General features: G+C 50.9%; 19 protein-coding genes. All 19 read right to left on the minus strand.

The annotated features are described in order from the left end of the window. Window positions 1-159 precede the first annotated feature (159 nt). The 19 genes from WMW72_RS10565 to WMW72_RS10655 all read right to left on the minus strand — a co-directional run bounded on the left by WMW72_RS10565 (window position 160) and on the right by WMW72_RS10655 (window position 16,870). On the minus strand, window positions 160-903 hold the full coding sequence (locus WMW72_RS10565; protein ID WP_341415410.1) for a peptidoglycan recognition protein family protein: 744 nt from the start codon (window positions 901-903) through the stop codon (window positions 160-162). After that, window positions 869-1,375 (minus strand): hypothetical protein, encoded by a 507-nt coding sequence (locus WMW72_RS10570; RefSeq protein ID WP_341415411.1) that lies wholly within the window; start codon window positions 1,373-1,375, stop codon window positions 869-871. The genes WMW72_RS10565 and WMW72_RS10570 overlap by 35 nt, the downstream gene beginning before the upstream one ends. Then, on the minus strand, window positions 1,359-1,496 hold the full coding sequence (locus WMW72_RS10575; protein ID WP_341415412.1) for a hypothetical protein: 138 nt from the start codon (window positions 1,494-1,496) through the stop codon (window positions 1,359-1,361). Before WMW72_RS10575 ends, WMW72_RS10570 begins: the two co-directional genes overlap by 17 nt. 36 nt (window positions 1,497-1,532) lie before the next feature. After that, a complete protein-coding gene (locus tag WMW72_RS10580; RefSeq protein WP_341415413.1) occupies window positions 1,533-5,405 on the minus strand; it encodes an LPD38 domain-containing protein in 3,873 nt (1,290 codons plus the stop codon). After that, entirely contained in the window at window positions 5,384-5,521 is a 138-nt protein-coding gene (locus tag WMW72_RS10585; protein WP_341415414.1) for a hypothetical protein, read from the minus strand. The genes WMW72_RS10580 and WMW72_RS10585 overlap by 22 nt, the downstream gene beginning before the upstream one ends. 16 nt (window positions 5,522-5,537) lie before the next feature. Continuing rightward, window positions 5,538-6,809: a hypothetical protein gene (locus tag WMW72_RS10590; RefSeq protein ID WP_341415415.1), complete on the minus strand. Its 1,272-nt coding sequence runs from the start codon at window positions 6,807-6,809 to the stop codon at window positions 5,538-5,540. A 581-nt stretch (window positions 6,810-7,390) separates the two neighbouring features. Further along, window positions 7,391-7,618 (minus strand): hypothetical protein, encoded by a 228-nt coding sequence (locus WMW72_RS10595; protein WP_341415416.1) that lies wholly within the window; start codon window positions 7,616-7,618, stop codon window positions 7,391-7,393. Between the two features lie 54 nt (window positions 7,619-7,672). Then, window positions 7,673-8,164, minus strand: coding sequence for a hypothetical protein (locus WMW72_RS10600; protein ID WP_341415417.1), 492 nt, complete (start codon window positions 8,162-8,164; stop codon window positions 7,673-7,675). A gap of 48 nt (window positions 8,165-8,212) precedes the next feature. Beyond that, window positions 8,213-8,941 carry a hypothetical protein gene (locus tag WMW72_RS10605; RefSeq protein WP_341415418.1) on the minus strand — a complete coding sequence of 243 codons (729 nt, stop codon included), beginning with the start codon at window positions 8,939-8,941 and terminating at the stop codon, window positions 8,213-8,215. A gap of 9 nt (window positions 8,942-8,950) precedes the next feature. After that, the gene (locus WMW72_RS10610) at window positions 8,951-10,363 is read right to left on the minus strand and encodes a hypothetical protein (RefSeq protein ID WP_341415419.1); all 1,413 of its coding nucleotides are present in this window, start codon (window positions 10,361-10,363) and stop codon (window positions 8,951-8,953) included. Further along, on the minus strand, window positions 10,360-10,929 hold the full coding sequence (locus tag WMW72_RS10615; RefSeq protein WP_341415420.1) for a phage adaptor protein: 570 nt from the start codon (window positions 10,927-10,929) through the stop codon (window positions 10,360-10,362). The genes WMW72_RS10610 and WMW72_RS10615 overlap by 4 nt, the downstream gene beginning before the upstream one ends. Beyond that, window positions 10,929-11,201 carry a hypothetical protein gene (locus WMW72_RS10620; RefSeq protein WP_341415421.1) on the minus strand — a complete coding sequence of 91 codons (273 nt, stop codon included), beginning with the start codon at window positions 11,199-11,201 and terminating at the stop codon, window positions 10,929-10,931. Before WMW72_RS10620 ends, WMW72_RS10615 begins: the two co-directional genes overlap by 1 nt. Window positions 11,202-11,212: 11 nt before the next feature. Beyond that, window positions 11,213-13,423, minus strand: coding sequence for a glycosyl hydrolase family 28-related protein (locus WMW72_RS10625; protein ID WP_341415422.1), 2,211 nt, complete (start codon window positions 13,421-13,423; stop codon window positions 11,213-11,215). After that, on the minus strand, window positions 13,423-14,043 hold the full coding sequence (locus WMW72_RS10630) for a phage adaptor protein (protein WP_341415423.1): 621 nt from the start codon (window positions 14,041-14,043) through the stop codon (window positions 13,423-13,425). The genes WMW72_RS10625 and WMW72_RS10630 overlap by 1 nt, the downstream gene beginning before the upstream one ends. A 15-nt stretch (window positions 14,044-14,058) precedes the next feature. After that, window positions 14,059-14,403, minus strand: coding sequence for a hypothetical protein (locus WMW72_RS10635; RefSeq protein WP_341415424.1), 345 nt, complete (start codon window positions 14,401-14,403; stop codon window positions 14,059-14,061). After that, the gene (locus WMW72_RS10640) at window positions 14,345-14,497 is read right to left on the minus strand and encodes a YebO family protein (RefSeq protein WP_341415425.1); all 153 of its coding nucleotides are present in this window, start codon (window positions 14,495-14,497) and stop codon (window positions 14,345-14,347) included. The genes WMW72_RS10635 and WMW72_RS10640 overlap by 59 nt, the downstream gene beginning before the upstream one ends. A 38-nt stretch (window positions 14,498-14,535) precedes the next feature. Next, window positions 14,536-15,501 (minus strand): Mu-like prophage major head subunit gpT family protein, encoded by a 966-nt coding sequence (locus WMW72_RS10645; RefSeq protein WP_341415426.1) that lies wholly within the window; start codon window positions 15,499-15,501, stop codon window positions 14,536-14,538. Window positions 15,502-15,514: 13 nt separating this feature from the next. Then, window positions 15,515-15,934, minus strand: a complete 420-nt coding sequence (locus WMW72_RS10650) for a hypothetical protein (RefSeq protein ID WP_341415427.1) — start codon at window positions 15,932-15,934, stop codon at window positions 15,515-15,517. Between the two features lie 12 nt (window positions 15,935-15,946). Beyond that, on the minus strand, window positions 15,947-16,870 hold the full coding sequence (locus WMW72_RS10655; RefSeq protein ID WP_341415428.1) for a hypothetical protein: 924 nt from the start codon (window positions 16,868-16,870) through the stop codon (window positions 15,947-15,949). Between the last annotated feature and the right edge of the window lie 14 nt (window positions 16,871-16,884).

Here is a 16,884-nt window from a genome sequence, read left to right on the forward strand (position 1 = left end):
CAGGGATTAGGTCGATCCGCGTATTTACAGATGGCGCATTCAAGGAATATCGCTGGGTAGACGGAGAGTATAGGTTTCTGCAGCAGTTCACGAAAGACGAGGTAAAAGATATATATGGAAATGATTAGCCTCCCCGGGTTACGAGGAGGCTTTATTCTACTATAGAAGCTTTCGCTCCACGAGGACGTCCCGAACGGCGAGCAGCTGGTTCACGGCCCATTGAGCGTTACCATCCCCCTCGCCAGCTTTGATGAGGTCAAACATATATTGATACTGGTTAGCGAGGTCGCCCACTTTGTTGAGTTTAGCGGCCCATGTCTGCTGCTGGGCGGAACGTGTTTCGATGATTGCCACGTCCTCGCGTACCTTCTGCATGCTGAATCCCGGGCAATCCGTCTTGCCTATCTCGTTGTGCCCCTTGATAGCCTGATACTTCGGAAGTGACGACTTAAGAGTCAAGATAATTGCATACAATGCATTTCGGTCCTGGTCTGTGAGCGCGTCTGTACCAGCATACTCCCCATGAACGCACACATGGACTGTATACCCGTTATTTCCGCCTACGCCGTATGTGCGGTCTTCTGCGTTGTTACAATAGTAGGCTGTTCCGTTTCGGATCCATACATGGTAAGGGAAACCGGCATCGCCCTTAGACTCATTGTTCGTCTGCCGGATGTGATTGTTAGCTATGATCGTGGCAAGCTGCTTGTCAGTCTTGTCCGCGACGCTAGCCTTCTTGATCCCGTCATGATGGACCGCGATGGTCGTCAAGGCGTTAACGTCCCGGATACCGGCCAGTTGCGCCCAAGTATAGTTCGGGTTGACCGGAAGTTCGCGGCGCCAGTCTACGAGCTGCTGAACGCCGAGGCTACTTATTATCTCCTGGCTGATACTGAGATTCAACTGGATCGACCTCCTTCTTTTTCTTCGCCATGTTTAGGATCATGGGAAGGACCATGATTAGAAGCAGCACCAGATCGGACATTTTATCTATCAATTCATCTGATACCTCGATCCCGAAAAGCTGTTTCACAAAGTACGCGATGTACCCCAGCAAGCCGACAAGCCACGCCTTATTCAACTTCATCTTCCCTCGCCTCCTCGATTTTTCTACCCCCGGGCAGATACCCGCCGAGTACGATTGCAACGACTTCTCTAAGCTCGTCAGAGCCGTGTGTAACCTGCTCGATGGTCCATTCCATGTTACCCCTTCTTTCTGCGCCAAGGCCTCCAGCATAGCCTCCATACGCTCATAACGCTTGCGCTTACGGCGTGACTCGTACCACGTGAGCAGGACGTTGAGCACTCCGATCAGCGTCAGTACGGATATGCCGTCTTCCAGGACTTTCTGCAGCAACTCAAGCGCTTCTTGCATCCTCCGTCACCCGGTCCTTTAGCGGTACTTCCTCCTCGTATGTCTGGTGCGGATCGTTAGGGCAGATATCAGCCGGCCGCTGGCAGCATCGGCAAAATGTGACGATTGCGGATTCGATCATGTGAGTTTCTCCTATGCAAAGAGGGCCTTATCGGCCCTAACGATTCGGGAATTTGTAGCCGGATGCACCGATTTTGCTGTTGACGTCCGTGTAAATCTCGTTGATCTTCTGTTGCAGGTTTCTCAGCTGGTCAGCTTTCTGCTGGGCCGTCAGTGTTTTGTCGCCAGTGACTTGACGTTTTTCCTGTGCAAGATCGGAAAGTTGCTTTGCTGCTGAACTATTGGATTGAGAGTTCAATAGTTTATAGGACTCTTCCGAGTACCAGGACGGCAGCGGCTTGTCGAAGTCCTTATTGTCCTTCTTTGCTGTCTCGAAGTCTTTCTTAGCCTTGTAATAATCATCGGACAGGTTGTTCGTAAACACCGGATCAACGATGAAGTTCTTGAGAAGCGTATTCTTCGGCGTGCCGCCCCCAGCGTCCGAGAATAGCGGCAGGATCAACCTGGACGGGTCTCCGCCGTATGCCTTGATCAGATAATCCACCTTGAGAGGCGCGAAACCGGTAGCCTGTCCTATTTTTTTGGCAATGCTGCTTGTTCGCTCGTCGTACTGGAACTCAGGAGAATTGTTCTCCAGACGTTTTGGTACGATAGGCGCACCCGTGAAACTCTGATTAAATGCTGTAGCCGCGAAAGGAGCTGCAACTGTGGAATTAGCCAGACCTACGAGAGACTTTTCTACGCCCTCGCCCTGAGTCAATCCCTGAAGCGCTCCTGAAACGGCAGGCGGAGTAAATGCATTGACTACAGCGTCTAGCGTACCTTTATAGGCTTGCGGATTATCGTCCACGACATGGCGCAGCACGTCTGTAATAAAGGCACCTAGCGCCTCGTATTCAGGCGGCATGAACTGTTTGTTAAACGTCCCGTCTGCGTTCTTGCTTATGATCAGGTTGCGGTATCTTTCTCGGGCAGGAAGTTTGTTATAATCCGGATCATCATGGAACTTTGCATACTCGTACAGTTTGGGTGCTACAACCAACAATCCAGCAGCAGCTGTGGTCTTAACGGGATGTTTGGCAAACGCATTCCCGACCCGATAGATACCTTGTATAGCAGCATTGGTATAAGGTACAACGGATTCAAACTCCCTAGCCGCAGACCCTCTACGTGAGAAGTTTGTCGTGGACTCTCGAGCAGCATTGATTGCATCGCGAACGTTCTCCGGGGTACGTTCTTTGCCGTCCAAGGCACGCCGGAACGCCGCCATACGGTTTACGTTTTCAGAGATGTCAGATACCTTTTCCAAAGCCCGAAACGGGGCCTTGATGGTAGTCTTCAATCCCTTAGTAACACCCTGTGGCGTAAGGAATGGCTCTCTCCTCAATTCGCTGACAGATTTATTCAACTGCTTGTCCCCTCGAAGTAGCGACGAATATTCCCCACCAGAGCGGCGGAAGTCCTCTGCCAACTTGCCGAGACCAGGAATGCCGAGTGCATCCGCCATCGAGCTGATGAAAGCATGTGGTACATCCACGGCGATATGCTTGATAGCATTGGGGGACTGGATTGCTGCTTGAACGGTATCGCCGCCCAAGCTTTTTAAAGCAAACATCGGAGCAAGCATCCCCGTGGCTCCCCTTTTGGTTGTGTTAGACAAGAATTGCATCGCTCCTAACACAAGACCTGCCTGATCGTTTCCAAGTCCTACGAGAGCTTTCACAGCCTCCGGGTCATGAACCTTTACGTATACCGGCTGTCCTTTCACCATCGCCCTCACTATATTTTCCTCGCCAGCGCTCGTCTTTTTAAATAATGTCCGGAAGTCGTTGTCAAGCAGTTCCAAGAATTGTTCAGAACCTCCCTCTCTTAATGCTTGGTCCAGGTTCTTGTAGCTGGTCGAGGGCTTCTTGACGATCTCCGCGATACCTTCCATACTTTTCGGATCAGCTTGGATCTTACTTACAATCTCCTGCATTGTCCGGTTACGCAGCTCTGCATTTTTCCAAGCATAGGTCTGCTCAATGGCAGAGCGCAGAGGACTGACGATTTTCCTTGTTGAACCGGTTGGACTTACTTTTTTAATTGGGGCATTCTGACCACTGAACGAAGATCCGGTGGTGCCAAACTTCGGACCAGCCATCTTTTCCCCCAACGTAAACTCCCGACGCATGGAAGCATAATTTGGGTTCTGTGACATCATGGCATCCCGGGAAGATTCAGATATTAGCCCTTCCCTCACGCCTGAGTCAAGTAAATTTGCGTTAAAATCGTTCCAGTCTTGTCCAAACTGCTTCAGCTCAGGGTAACGGGATTCCAGTTTGCTAACGGCTTCACGGGCTTTCTGAGGTGTCATGCCGAGTTCAGTAGCATAGACCTTCTCTCCGCGCTCCATACGGGTTATGGCGTGTCTGAGCACAAGGTAATCGTCTACCTTTTTGCCGAGTCCTCGCGTGTTGCTCATGATCTCGTCCAAGCTCTTACCGATCACGTTGCCTTCGAGATCCACGAACTTATCGCGTATGATCGTGTTCGCCATATTGTTGGCCCGGGATGCGTCCATAGCGGCATCATATGTCTGTTGACTGATGCGCTTCAGCGGTGTGAGGAAGTCAACGGTCGATTGCCACGTTGTACGACCCGTTTGCTTGGCCCTACCGAGCATGTCGCCCACTTCGCTCTTCAGCGGATTGTTCACGATCTGCTGCTCGGTAGTCACGATCTTGTTGCTTTTCTTGCTGCCGAACGGCGTGATCCCGAGATTGCTTTCGCCGAAAAGCCGCGTGAACCAATTCTGCCCAACCTGTTCGGCCGGCTCACTCGCTACCTGTTCGGCCGCCTTGGTCACGTACTGCTGGCGTGGTTCTGCAGCCTGACCGAGTACACCGCCCGGGTATCGATCCGACGATGAGCGCACGGGCAAGTCCACGCCTGCCGCCTGCCGAGATCCCTGGTAGTCCCTCGCCTGCTGCACAAGATCCGGCTTCAAACGGCTAGGCCGCGGAGCCGTGGCAAGGTCGATGAGTTCGTCCAGTCCCGGGCTGTCCGGACCTGCCATGCGGCCCCAAAGGTCTTCCAGTGCCTCTCGTTCGTATCCCGGCCTCATCTCCCCAGCCTGCTGCAGCCGCTGCCCCTCCGCAAAAAGTTGCTCCAGTTGCTGACGGTATGGGTTAGCCCGTGTTGCCGATCTGGCGACCGTGGACGGCTGTACGGACGGTGAAGGAAGGGCCAGTGTTGGCGACGGGAGTGCAAGTTGTTCTTCTGGAGTCGGGGCTTTACGACCGATGAAATCATTGAACGCCTGCCCTAACTTACTGTTGGCGAATGCCTTGCCTGCCACTGATGCCCCTGCACCTATGCCTGCTCCAAGACCAGCGCCAAGAATTCCATTAATCGCTGCTTGTACAGGGTCTCCCGTGCCTTGCGCAAACTCCGAACCTGATAAGATAGCACCATTTACAATACCTTCACGCGCTGCTAAGCGGCCTGTACCCTGCAACCGCGGTATAGCGGACAGCGCATCGTCTGCCGCCCTGGAAAGTCCGGCTCCTGTACCAAGCCCAGCGGCCGGAACGAAAAACGGGGCAGCAATTTGCCCTGCTAATTTTGCAGCACCGGTGCTTGGAGCCTGACCAGACCGATCAAGGAAGGCTTGACGCGCATTCGTGCCCGGCATGGTGCGTCCGTTTCCGCCAGAGATGAGGTCCGATAAGTCGCGATCCTTGTGGACATTGAGGATGTCGGAGAATGTTGTCTCTGCCCCCTTGGATTTGAGCAATGGAGCATCCGGCACCGTGTATTCCGCGATTGCCTGGGAAATTGGATTTGATGCGATATAATCGAGTCCACGCAATACGGGTCCAACGACCGGAATATCCCGGCCCGGAAGCTTCGGCGGTGGAGGCTGTAGCGCTCTTGTAGCTTCAATTTCTGTTGCACGTTCAGCTGCTACACGACCAGCTGCGTCCATTTGGGCAAGGTCAGATTGTTCTTGGGCAAGCATTCTGTTCTCTCTTCCCCTACGTAACACACCGCCACCGCTTGCCTGTCCGGTAGATGACGAATCGTTTCGTTGTCCAAGTACACCCATAATGCACCTCCCCTATTTTTTCTCTGCTGCCCGTTGTACCCGCTGGGCTTCCTTAAGCAAGGCATTGTATCCATCCTGACCATATTCGGCAATCAGTGACTGCACGTTCTTCTGGATCTCGGTCACTGCTGTCTTCGGGTTGTCGTAGATGAATGTCAAATCCTCGCTGTACCCAGGATTCTTCTGGTAGTCAACTTTGCCGGACTTACCTTTCAGGCTATCAATCTGAGCCTGCTTATACTGGTTGTCCAGGCTGTTCGGGTCTTTGTCGGCGTTAAAGCGCGCCCATGCCAGATCATTGCTGTTCTTGGCATTAGCAGCGCTCTGTGACTGACCCTGTGCCTGCAGACCGATTCGGCGGTTCTCCGCACTCTGGCTGAAGTCCTGAGCACGCTGCTGCATCGTCGGTGATCCATTGTAAGTTCCGGTTAGCCCGGCCTCTTGAAGCGCACGGTTGAACAATGCATTTTGTTGCGATGCGTCGAACTCCTGACCCTGCAGGGTACGTGCACCGTCATTACCACCAAGAAGCGACCAATCCACCTTCGGACCGCTGCCCAGGTTTCCGGTTAGTCCAGCGGATTGAAGGTACGCCTGCCAGTTTGCCGATTTATCCGCAGCCGCGTCTCTACCAATCGCACGATCGTTGTCGAATTGCTGCTGGTACTGTCCGAATTGCTGGGCATAGGATTTAGCCAAATTCGCTATGCGGTCCTGCTCAGCGCCGTAGTTCGCCTGCTGAAGCGCTAGATCACGGTTAGCCGAATCTTGGTACCGTTGGTACGCCTGATTGATGAGTTGCGGTAGTACCGTGTCTGACACCCGGGCCATCTCCTTGGCTCCGATCTGGTTTGCTACCGTCTCCGAATAGCTGGACTTACCTTGACCGCCAGCACGCAACCGTGCATTGGTATCGGCCTGCTGCTGGGTGATGTTGGCCCGTGCTGTGTTCAGCGCCGCTTGATAGGCTGGGTCGCTGTTCTGATCGTACTTGAACGGCTCTGGTGCCTTAAACTGCCTAGCCGCCGCCTGTGCTGCTTGCCGGATCTGATCGGACGTTTGGTTGAAGTTGTTCTGTAGCCCCTGCTGCCGGAAGTTGTTTAGTGCCTTGTTCATCGAATCGTATGTGCCGCGCACCATGCCGTCCGAATCAGGTGTCGCATAGTCGAAGGTACGTCCTTGCAGCGTTACCCTGCCGCTTGGTCCGGAACCGTCATATCCGATATCGTTGTCTCCATATCCATTGTCCTTCAGGAACTGCCGGACCCATACTCTGTCTGCCATCCGTATCCCTCCTTGGGTAAAATAAAAAGCCGCCTGAGCGACTTTACACTTATGCCGAAATAACATATACTATATACCATTTTATCATAAGTGGTGATTTTAGGCACTAAAAAAGCCGCCTGAGCGACTTTACACTTATGCCGAAATAACATATACTATATACCATTTTATCATAAGTGGTGATTTTAGGCACTAAAAAAGCCGCCCAGATGGACGACTTATGTGGTATAATTTGGCTTGGACAACGGTGGTGAAACATGGCGTTACTCTCTCCGAAAGGAGGTGAGCTGCCATGTTTACTCTTGGTACGTTATTTTGGATCTTGAAGGTAATCGCAACCTTGCTGAGCCTTTGGTTTAGCGTTCGGAAGCTTTACAGATGGTTCCGTAGGCGTTCCAAGCGAAAACCCACCGCTAAAGGTTGAGGACCTACGGTGGGTTTTCGTTTGATGGACATTGCTCGATCGAACAGAACGCCATGGGTAAACCTATGTTGTCCGGGGGAGAGGTAGCGCTCTCCCTTCTTTCTATTTATATCCTAACATGATGAAAATATAACAGCAATACTTTCTTTAGCTTTCGTTATTGATTCGTCAGCAGCTTCTTGATTAGCCGAATGTCCGTTTCATGATCCTGAACCGTGGCTGCGATTTCGTGTCCAGCCTCCGAGTTCTTCGCCACTTGCTCGTATACCGTCTCCAGTCTGGATTCGATCCTGTCGAGTCGCTGAATGACCTCGAAATGCCGGTCTTTGCCGTCTGCTTCGATTTGCTGAAGCTTATCGAGCATTTGTTTTAGTAATGCTTCCACGTTCTTCACCTCATGGTTATTATAGCATGTACGATGTGGTTTGAAACCACACCGTCACTTCTGCAAATCAGCCTTCTGGCGCTCGAGATCAGCAATCTGAGCCTTGTACTGCTCGATTCGTTCTTTGTATACCTTTATCTCGTTGTCGTAAATACTTTTTTGATCTTCCGGAGCTGCATTTTGGAGTACTTGCGATCGCTCCAGAGATTTTTCATACCCGTCTTTCGCTTCTTTCGTGAATTTTATTTTATCATCTAAAGGAATATCTTCTGTTTCATTCACCTTCGTTGCCTCCTTTTTCTTATCGAGGATAACCTCCCCGTTTTTGAACCCTACATCCAGCCCGAGGGCCTCGCCGATCGCACGTACCGGTGCATAGCTGCTGCCGTCCACGATAATGCTTTCCTTGTCCAGCTTTTTACCCTCGATTTTAACCGCCGCTGTTCCCTCAATAGCTTTACCGATGATGCCTTCTACTGCAGCTGATGCTCCGAAAGCGGATGATACGCCTATGCCTATTACAAAGCCGATGATATATTTACGCATAATATCCCACCTTTTTACATTTGAGGACATTATACCTCATTTGTATCATCAAGGCCATGGAGGGCCTACGATTGGGCCGGAACCTCCGCTTTCGAGCGCTGACACGCGGTTATTGAGTACATTAATTTGTCCCTGTAAGCCAGAGATTGAATTGGACAATGAGTTAAGGGCCTGCTGAAGCGTCTGATTGTTGCTGAAGTTATACACCTTAGACCAACTGTCGAATCTGACAAGTCCAACTGGACTGATGTCAACATGGTTTCCTGCCTGAATCGATATATTTGTAGAACCGGAAGTAGTGATTGATAATTGCGGGTCACTGTAAAGTGTCATACTCGCCCTTACAGCACCAGCCAATAGAAACTCAATAAAAGGATTCGGCTGCAGCCCACCCGGCGAGATATTAATCGCATACCCAGCAGACTGTTCTGCGGATAGAAGGTTACGGGTGGTTGAGAGTTCCGTGCGCGGGTACTGCCCCTGCTGCCGCGTCATGATCTCAGAGCCGATGATGGTTACCGATTCGATGAGACCAGCGATGATGTGGCCTAGGTTCGCCGTGATGGCTGATAACTCTTGAACATCCATCCGGTCCGCCGTGATTGACTTGGCGCGAATATTCTTCACATCCAAATTTCCATTGATGATGTAGTTCAATTCCTTGATTGTGATCGCCAGCATGTCGGCCAGCGTTTGAACATAATCCCGTAGAACCTGAATGTCTTGCGTCTGAGGTGCCGCCTTAATGCCGATCGGCGCGTTTTTCCACTGAGTCATAACGTCCTCCTAATGTATAGATAGCTGCCGGATTTGGCGCATGTATTCGTGCATACGCGCCCATCCGGTGCCTTCGAATTTGATCCGTATATGATGCTCCAGGGTGTATTTGTTGACCGGGACAATAATCCGCTGCATTGTAGGCTCTCCGGTGCCTGTGATGGTCTGTACGAGTTCCCAATCGGCATCACCGCTTATCGACTTGCTCAGGTAGACATTGAGCGTGGAACCTGCGGCAAACTCCCAATACGTCCATAGTTTCAGCCAGCGCTGCTTCTGAGCGATCGTATTGTTCGTGAACGGCTTGGTGACCGCTCGCCAGCTTATCGGCGCGCCGCCGGCCGTGGTGCCTCCAAGCTTAATGACGCGGCCTGCTTCATCCCCGGCGTACAGTTCACCCTGAAATATGGTGAACCGCGTCACGTTGACCCCGGTCCAGGCGACCCACGACCGTACTTCTGACCTTGTATCGTAGATCAGGACGCGGCTACCGATCCGGAAATACAGTCGGGTCCCGTCAGAGCCTGCTACGCAGCTGGCGTCCACACCAGTAATGAATTTCTTGATTACGTCAGAGAAATCGGAGTCAGGCAGGGAAGCGCCGCCATAGGAGTAGATGCCGGACCGGTTGATGAAACGCATTACCCCATCAGCGGTAACGGCGCTCTTGTTGCTTGGAAAACCTTCGCTTTCTGACACGATCTGCACGTTAAAATCTTTCGGAATGCCGCCGTACAACTCTTGTAGGCTGTTTGGAGTGCCTATGGTTAGCTTGGAGAGACTTCCGGAGAGGAACGACACGTTCTCTCCCCGGCTGGTCTCAATATCCTTCACGTAGCTGTCCTCGTCCGTACCTCCGAACGTTGTCCACTCCGTAGGCCTATCAAGCGCGCAGGCGTGCACCTCCTTGCCCACGGCGCACCAGAGGCGGTTTTGGTACGTTGTGATATAGTTGCCGCCTGTAGGCGCTCCTGAGAGGTTCTGAACGGTGCTTCCGTCATACCGTTTGATAGGGTCCACTCCGTTGCTACCGATCAGGTTGATCGCGTTCAGGTTGCCCTCGAAGTTGGTGAAGGTCCATTCTGCGGTTGTATTGAGGCCGCTGGCAAGAGTCGTCCACGCTGATCCGTTCCATTTACGCCACGTGCCGTCCGCGAACACCGCATGTAGTTCAGCGTCCTTCCACGTTCCCAGGCCGAGAACCTTGGCTACAGGTGTACCCAGCACGGAGTACCCTGGGCCGGCCGTCAGCGTCGGGTACTCGTCCAGCGTCATGTTGCTCATGTCCGTGAAGAACGAATCATCGATCGACAAAGGATCGAAGGTGTTTAACCCCTTGAAGATCCGAACAGACTGAGGCGGCATGATGCCGGGATAATCACCTCTAGGGGGGGATACCGGGTATTGGATCGGCTTCCTCATTTGGGCGGTGCCTCCTTAATATAATTCTGAGCCGCAGCATTCCAAGCGTTACGATACTGAATGTCGTACTTGCTGGACTTCCCACCATCATCCTCCATGTCCGCCAACCACGATGCCAACGCCGGAATGTACGTCCATTGGTACTCGTCTGGCGCGTCAGGTACCGCCGTGAGCGCACTGGCGAGGAAAGTGGTAGTTGCAATCCTCCGGTAACGCACAATCCCCTGTAGGCCCGTTTGGTAGGGTACAGGGGATAGCATAAGGGTGCGTGATGTGTCGTCGTAGCTGTAGGCGTTCTGTAACGGCGAAACGTTGTCCTCGTCCAGGCTCTGGTACTTGATCAGGCCTACGGTGACGAGGTCGATGTCCTTGCTACGGACTGCAGGCGGCAGGGTGAATGTGGCTTGATTGGCCGTAGCCGAGAACCGGTGGATGACCGGGATTTTCACTGTGTTGAAGAAGTCCCCGTTGATCGCGTTAAGGGCGACGATCTTGTCGGCTATGGGGACGGAGTTCGGGACGAGCAGGTCGGATTCAGAAATAATTTGCTGGATTGTAAGAGCCATTAAACATCCACCGCGCCTTCAAACTCAGAAAGTGCCTTAAGATGTTCATATCCTTGTTTTATAAAATTATCAGATTCATCTTCAACCGAAGGAATAAATGTGTATAGTTCTTGCTTGAGATAAGATTTTCCTTCGGATACAGCTAACTGGGACACATAGTAATTAAGTGTTATATCAACACTTTCCTTGGATCCGGATATCGTATCTATTCGAGCATACGCTTGAGTTATTTCTACGCCCGAATCTGTCAATACTTTCTTTTGTAGTGCCATATTGCATCCCCCTATGTCTCGATTAGTCCAAACCCTTTCCACGTTCCTGGTATACCACCAGTTACACACGCCCATCCAACGTATCCCCCTGCACTTGGCGTCGTGTTGTAAACTATATCACCACGTTCCCAAGCGCCAGATGTCGGAGAATTCGACCCATAAGATATCCGTTTCGTGCCTATGGGTAGATCATTAGCACTGAATAACTTGCGTGTCGTTGAATTGCTTGGTAATAACGATGATGGTGCCCTTCCACTGAACAAACCAACATACGCTAACCTTACATCTCCAGCACTAGGGCTTGCAGATTGATAGTCAAGATAAATGTTGAAACTAAAGTTTACGCCCCCGAGATCCGGCAATCTCAGCCTGTATTTGCGCCACCCTGGTTTGAGGATAATGGTATTTGATGTCAAATTTATTGCGTCGCTTGATCTTCTGCAGACAATTGTTATCGAACTCTTACTACCTGGTTTTGCATAGAAAACAAGCTCGTTTGGACCACTCGGAAGACCGGATATGCTTTGGAAAATCCGATCAGTAGTGCCGACGCCTTTCGTCAATACATAAGCTGATGTTCCGAGTGGGGAAATATCTGCTCCATCGGTAGAGACGGTAACTCCTGCGGTTGCCCACGACCCCGTAGAAAAGTCATTGCTGCTCAATACGTAGTTTGTCAAAGATTCCGGCAGCGCACTGTGGCTGGGTGTCCTATCTGTATCGACTATAGTAAAACCAATGCCTCCGTTGGAAAAAACTTGACCTCCATAGGATGGGCTAATATAGTTATCCTCCCAAACACCTTGGATCGGTATCTCATAATTCGAGTAAGCTTCAAGGACCAAACTAGCACCAAGATAGCTCCCTGCAATGTAATTTTTGCTAATCTCGAGACCGCGTACTCCTCGATTAAGTTTAAATATACCTTCCGTGGTGTTGGGTAGAGATGAAGCCCCGCCTTGAAAAAAATTACCAGTAAACATCGCTACGCTTACAGCGTACGTAGCAACATCTGTAGGATCGCCAATTTCCACGCAATATTTTGGCGTCCCTTCAGGTCCAAATCGATTGTGCTGGAATATAATGCGTCCCACATCTTCAGCGGATCCTACTGCAGCTATTTTTACGAATGATTTATTTACATCTCCGTGAACTTCGAAGTCACAAGATTTGACAAGAGTTGTTGGACTCTTAAGGTACAGGCAATTATCTGATATGCGCTGAAACCAACATTGATCGATCACCCAAAGATCGTCGTAAATGTTGGTTTTAATACCGCCATAGCAGTCGCGGAATCTGCATGCATAAACGTACATGCTGTATGTGCTTATACCTGTGGTTATTGCATAATCGTCCATCTGATAAAATGCACATTTTTTAACCTCGTTGAAGCTACGCACTTGATTTCCATACTTCAAAGCGGTTCGACCTTTGAAAAAATTTAAATTTTCCACGAAAGATCCATAGACGTTGTTAGCAAATGTTATCGTGTCCTGTCCCGGCTTCCCAACGATTGTAACATTAGCAAATTCTGCAGAGCATAATTTTATGTTGTCTCCGGCTATAACGAGACCACTTGCTAGGTATGTTCCTGAGGGAAATCTTATTTCAGCTCCACCGGTTCTAAAAGTAATGCCGTTATTCGTAGTCGTTGTTGTTCTAGACACAGCTTCCGCAGCTTGGATTGCTCGCTGAATTGCTGATGTGTCATCTGAAATACCATCTCCTAGCGCCCCAAAGTCTTTAACGTCAATAATATTTTTTAAGTAACCGGCTAGACCGTAGTCGCTCTTAAGCCTAAATCCACCACGAGGATCAGCTTTATCCGTGATTGTCACCACATTGCCGTTTGCGTCCGTAGTCACCACAGCCACGGCCAGATAATCCACGTCCACCGTGCCGCTTGGATGCGACGTTCCCCACGCCCAATCACCATTTGGCGTAAAGTCCAGATAGTAGGTCGCGTTCGCATATTTGGTCTTAAAACTCTTTCCCTTGCGCTCAGTCACGTCATCCGCGATAACAGCGACGATGTCCGTCACATCGATCTCGTCGTTACGCTTGACGGATTTGCTTACCACACCGCCACGTACCACGTAATTAACGAGAAAGTATCCGACATCCTCAAACTGCTTGATTTTATTGTAATTCTCATAGGCCACTTCGGACTGATCCGCAATTTGAGGACTGGTACCTCCATACCAGGGGAATCTATCATTCATCACCATCTCTCCTTTATGACATACTGTTCATTGCCGTTGTTGGCTGATCTATAATCATGCGCCCAGCGTTCGTACTGCTCGGTAAATCTCGACTGCTGCGCGCCTGTAGTCACGTCTTTGAGGACGCCGAAAACCAGCGTCATATCGTAGTTTGGGTCAAATCCAGTGCCGGCCGATAGATCATTAATCGTCAACGGCGCGATCACCGGAAGGTGGAATATCTTTATTCCTTGTTCTCTTGTAACATCTGGTGTCGGATAAATGCCGATCGTACCTGCCAAGATGTAGTAATATGGGATTCTTCCCCGTTGGTTGAACTGTTTCATGGGTAACCTAACCCAATAGAAACCATAATTGTCCGTTATTGCTCCCGGTACATAATCGCCCCACTGCACATCAACGTCGATAATGTTGCTGGCCGGGCAAGGTAAAGGGTACTGCGATACACCTTGCAACAAGTCGAGCGAGGACACCACCGCGTCTGTATGCTGCTGGGCTGCCCCGGAACTGCGAATCAGTTCATCCCTTACCGTGGTTATTTTGCGGAGGATTGAAGGCACAGACAGCGTATTGTCCGGCAGTTTTTCAATAATTTCCTCGAGAACTTCCTGTACAAGCATCACAGTACCCTCCTTTTAGTTCATCAATCCAGCGGTTTTAAGCTTCACCAGCAGGGCGTTGAAATCAGCTACAAGACCAGCTACATCCGCGGCAGCGCTGTTGGCTTGCGTTGCCGCCTTAGAAGCTGTGAGTTTGGCGTTCAGCGCCGCCTGCAACCCGGTTACGTCACCAATCGCGATAGCACCACCACCTCCGCCTAGATCAATAGGCTGACCGTTGGCATCGACAAATACCAGATAGCCCGGATATCGCTTATCCGGAAGCTTTGGAGCACTTGCTGCAGGAATGACTTGGTAAAAATCAGGCGTCCGGTCCTTTGGAATCGGCATGTTTAGCACCTCTCTTTTGTTTTTGTTCATTGGACTGGGCTTCGATAAGACGCTCGAGCAGATCATTTGTCTTTCTTTGTTCTTCCACCAGCGCATTCAACGCCATCAATTCATCTCGGTACATGGTTACCTCCTATGAAAAAAGGGAGAGCATAGCTCCCCCTAAGTAACATTGTGGCCGTAGATGAAGGAATAGTTGGTGAAACCATATCCCCACCGGCCGATAGCCTTGAATTTGCTGACCTCCGTATCGAAGTCTGTCATGCTGCCATTCTCGATCTTCCGGCGCCATTGCCAGATGTTAAATTGTTTCATCCGAGAGCTATCTGCAGCAAACCAACTCTTACGGAATTGCGGCCGGATGAACGGATTGACGATTACCTTGATATTGCCCATGTACATGTTGGCGTCGAAATGATTGCTGCCGGGTTCGTACTTAGGCAACTCAGCATCAGGCAAGCCAGCGATTTTGAACGCTGCACGGGCATTGTAAGGAGCCACAATGAGCGTATCCGGGATAACAGCCATGGGGTTCCCGCGGTCGTCCACCCACTCTTGCATAGCTACGGCGGTTTCGTCCCAAGAGTCCAACGTAAGTGCAGATGTTCCCAGGTTAGACTGCACGTCTACCGTATTAGTCGGGCTATACGGATGGGACGCAGAGCAAAGCGGTTGACCATCCGGGCCGGAATAATTTTCTACGCGACCGCGCCAGTTGGGACCCGTTGTTGCGAATGCGTTGTGCAGGAATTCCACTGCCTGAAGTTGCTGCGTCTTATACACTGCATCGGCGAGCGAGGTAATACGGCGCTGAATTTCAGTCAGTTTCAGGTCGTCCACGAAATCTTTCTCGATCTCTCGTCCATCAGAGAACTTGCGGTTCTTGATGTATTTTTGCCAGAGTTCATCCACTTCATCGTAGAAGACTTGGTTGTTACTGTACTTCCATTCTTCCATCAGTCCTTCTCCGCCTGCGCCGTTGTACGACTCGGTATCTTTTTCCGAATTCGTCACAAGGTACAATAACGGAATGAAGTCCTTCTTGTCCTTCATCGCAAGATTGTAAAGCTCTTTGAATACCGGCTCCAGTACATTAGGATGCCATTGAAGTTTAGTTTGAACGGCCATTTGTCAATCCCCCTTAGCTAAATTGGCGCTGTTTGATCTTGACACGCGCCGTCTTTTTATTTGTATTGATCGAGTATACAGCCACGGCACCACCAGCAACCGTAGCGGAGTTAAGCGATAGTCCGTCTGCAGCAACCGTCACTGCATTAGCTCCAGCAACAAAGCCGGCTGCTGGCGTACCTGTGTATGGGACTTCGAACCAGTCTCCCTCGCGAGCCATGATGACCTCGCATTCCTTGTCCGTACCAGCTACAACATTAGCGGTTAGAAAGCCGCCGATCGCGTCAGTACCACTAGCCTTGGTCCATCGCCCCGAAACCAGTTTCACCGCCTGTCCTGCGAATGCCCCCTCTGCGTTCGTGAAGAGTTTGTCCGTCAGGCGCGTTTCGTCCTTGCCGTAATCGTTGTATACAAAGTTGAATCCTTGTGCCACGTTGATTCCTCCTTATTTTTTCACGTATTTTTTCGCATTGGCTGGGTTAAGGCCGAACATCGAGAATGCCGATACCAATTCATCAGGCACCTGAGGTTCTGTCTCTCCACCCTCGGACCCAAGCGCTTCGGATCTTTTATTGAGTCGTTGTGCCTTGATCGCTGCAGCCTCAACTTGTTTCTTTGTCTGAGCGGTGAGCGTGTCTCTGTGAGCCAACTCATACGCATCAATGGGGTCGTACCCCCGATCGATACGCACCTTCATCTCCGGCGTAAGCCATGCGGCCGCCGATCCGTCTTCCGGCAGGTTATCCGTCAAGGAAGGGTATTTCGTGAACAACGCCTCCCACTTTTGGAGTTGCTGCTGCTCGCTCTCCTGCTGTTTCTGGACCGTCTGGCTCTGCTTCTCGCGATCCAGTGCCGCCTGAGCCTGCTGGAACAACGGGTGATTGTCCAGATATCGCGTCAATGTCTCTGGATCAAGCCCGGAGTCCTCAGCTTCTTGAAGCAGTTGCCGCTTGTACTGCTCCAGTTGATCCTGCTTCGTCTGTACGGCCTGCTGCTCGATCCTGTCGAGGTTAGCGAGGTAATCTTCGGTGCGATCATACCCGGCGAGTTTGGCAGCTCGCTGTAGGGCTTTCTCGGCTTCCGCTTTACGTTCGCGCTCCTTTTCAAGGGCAAGTCCCTTTTGAAGCAACTCAGGAACGGATTCCTCGTCGATTTCAACGTCTTGCTTGTTGTACTTGACCGTAATTTTCTTGCCTTGTGGATGTTCTGCCGGATCGGTTACAGTCCCTCCATCTACTTCCGGCTGTTCAATTTCGCTTGCCTGCTCCGACTTTGGCAGGTCGAATGCCGCACGCGCAGATTCAACCGCTTCGGTTACATTGTTTACTTCTTCTGCGCTATGGCTGGCGCTGATTACTTCATCTTCCATGGTTACCCTCCTAA

The organism is Paenibacillus filicis (assembly GCF_038070315.1).
In the GTDB taxonomy this organism is placed as follows: domain Bacteria; phylum Bacillota; class Bacilli; order Paenibacillales; family NBRC-103111; genus Paenibacillus_G; species Paenibacillus_G filicis.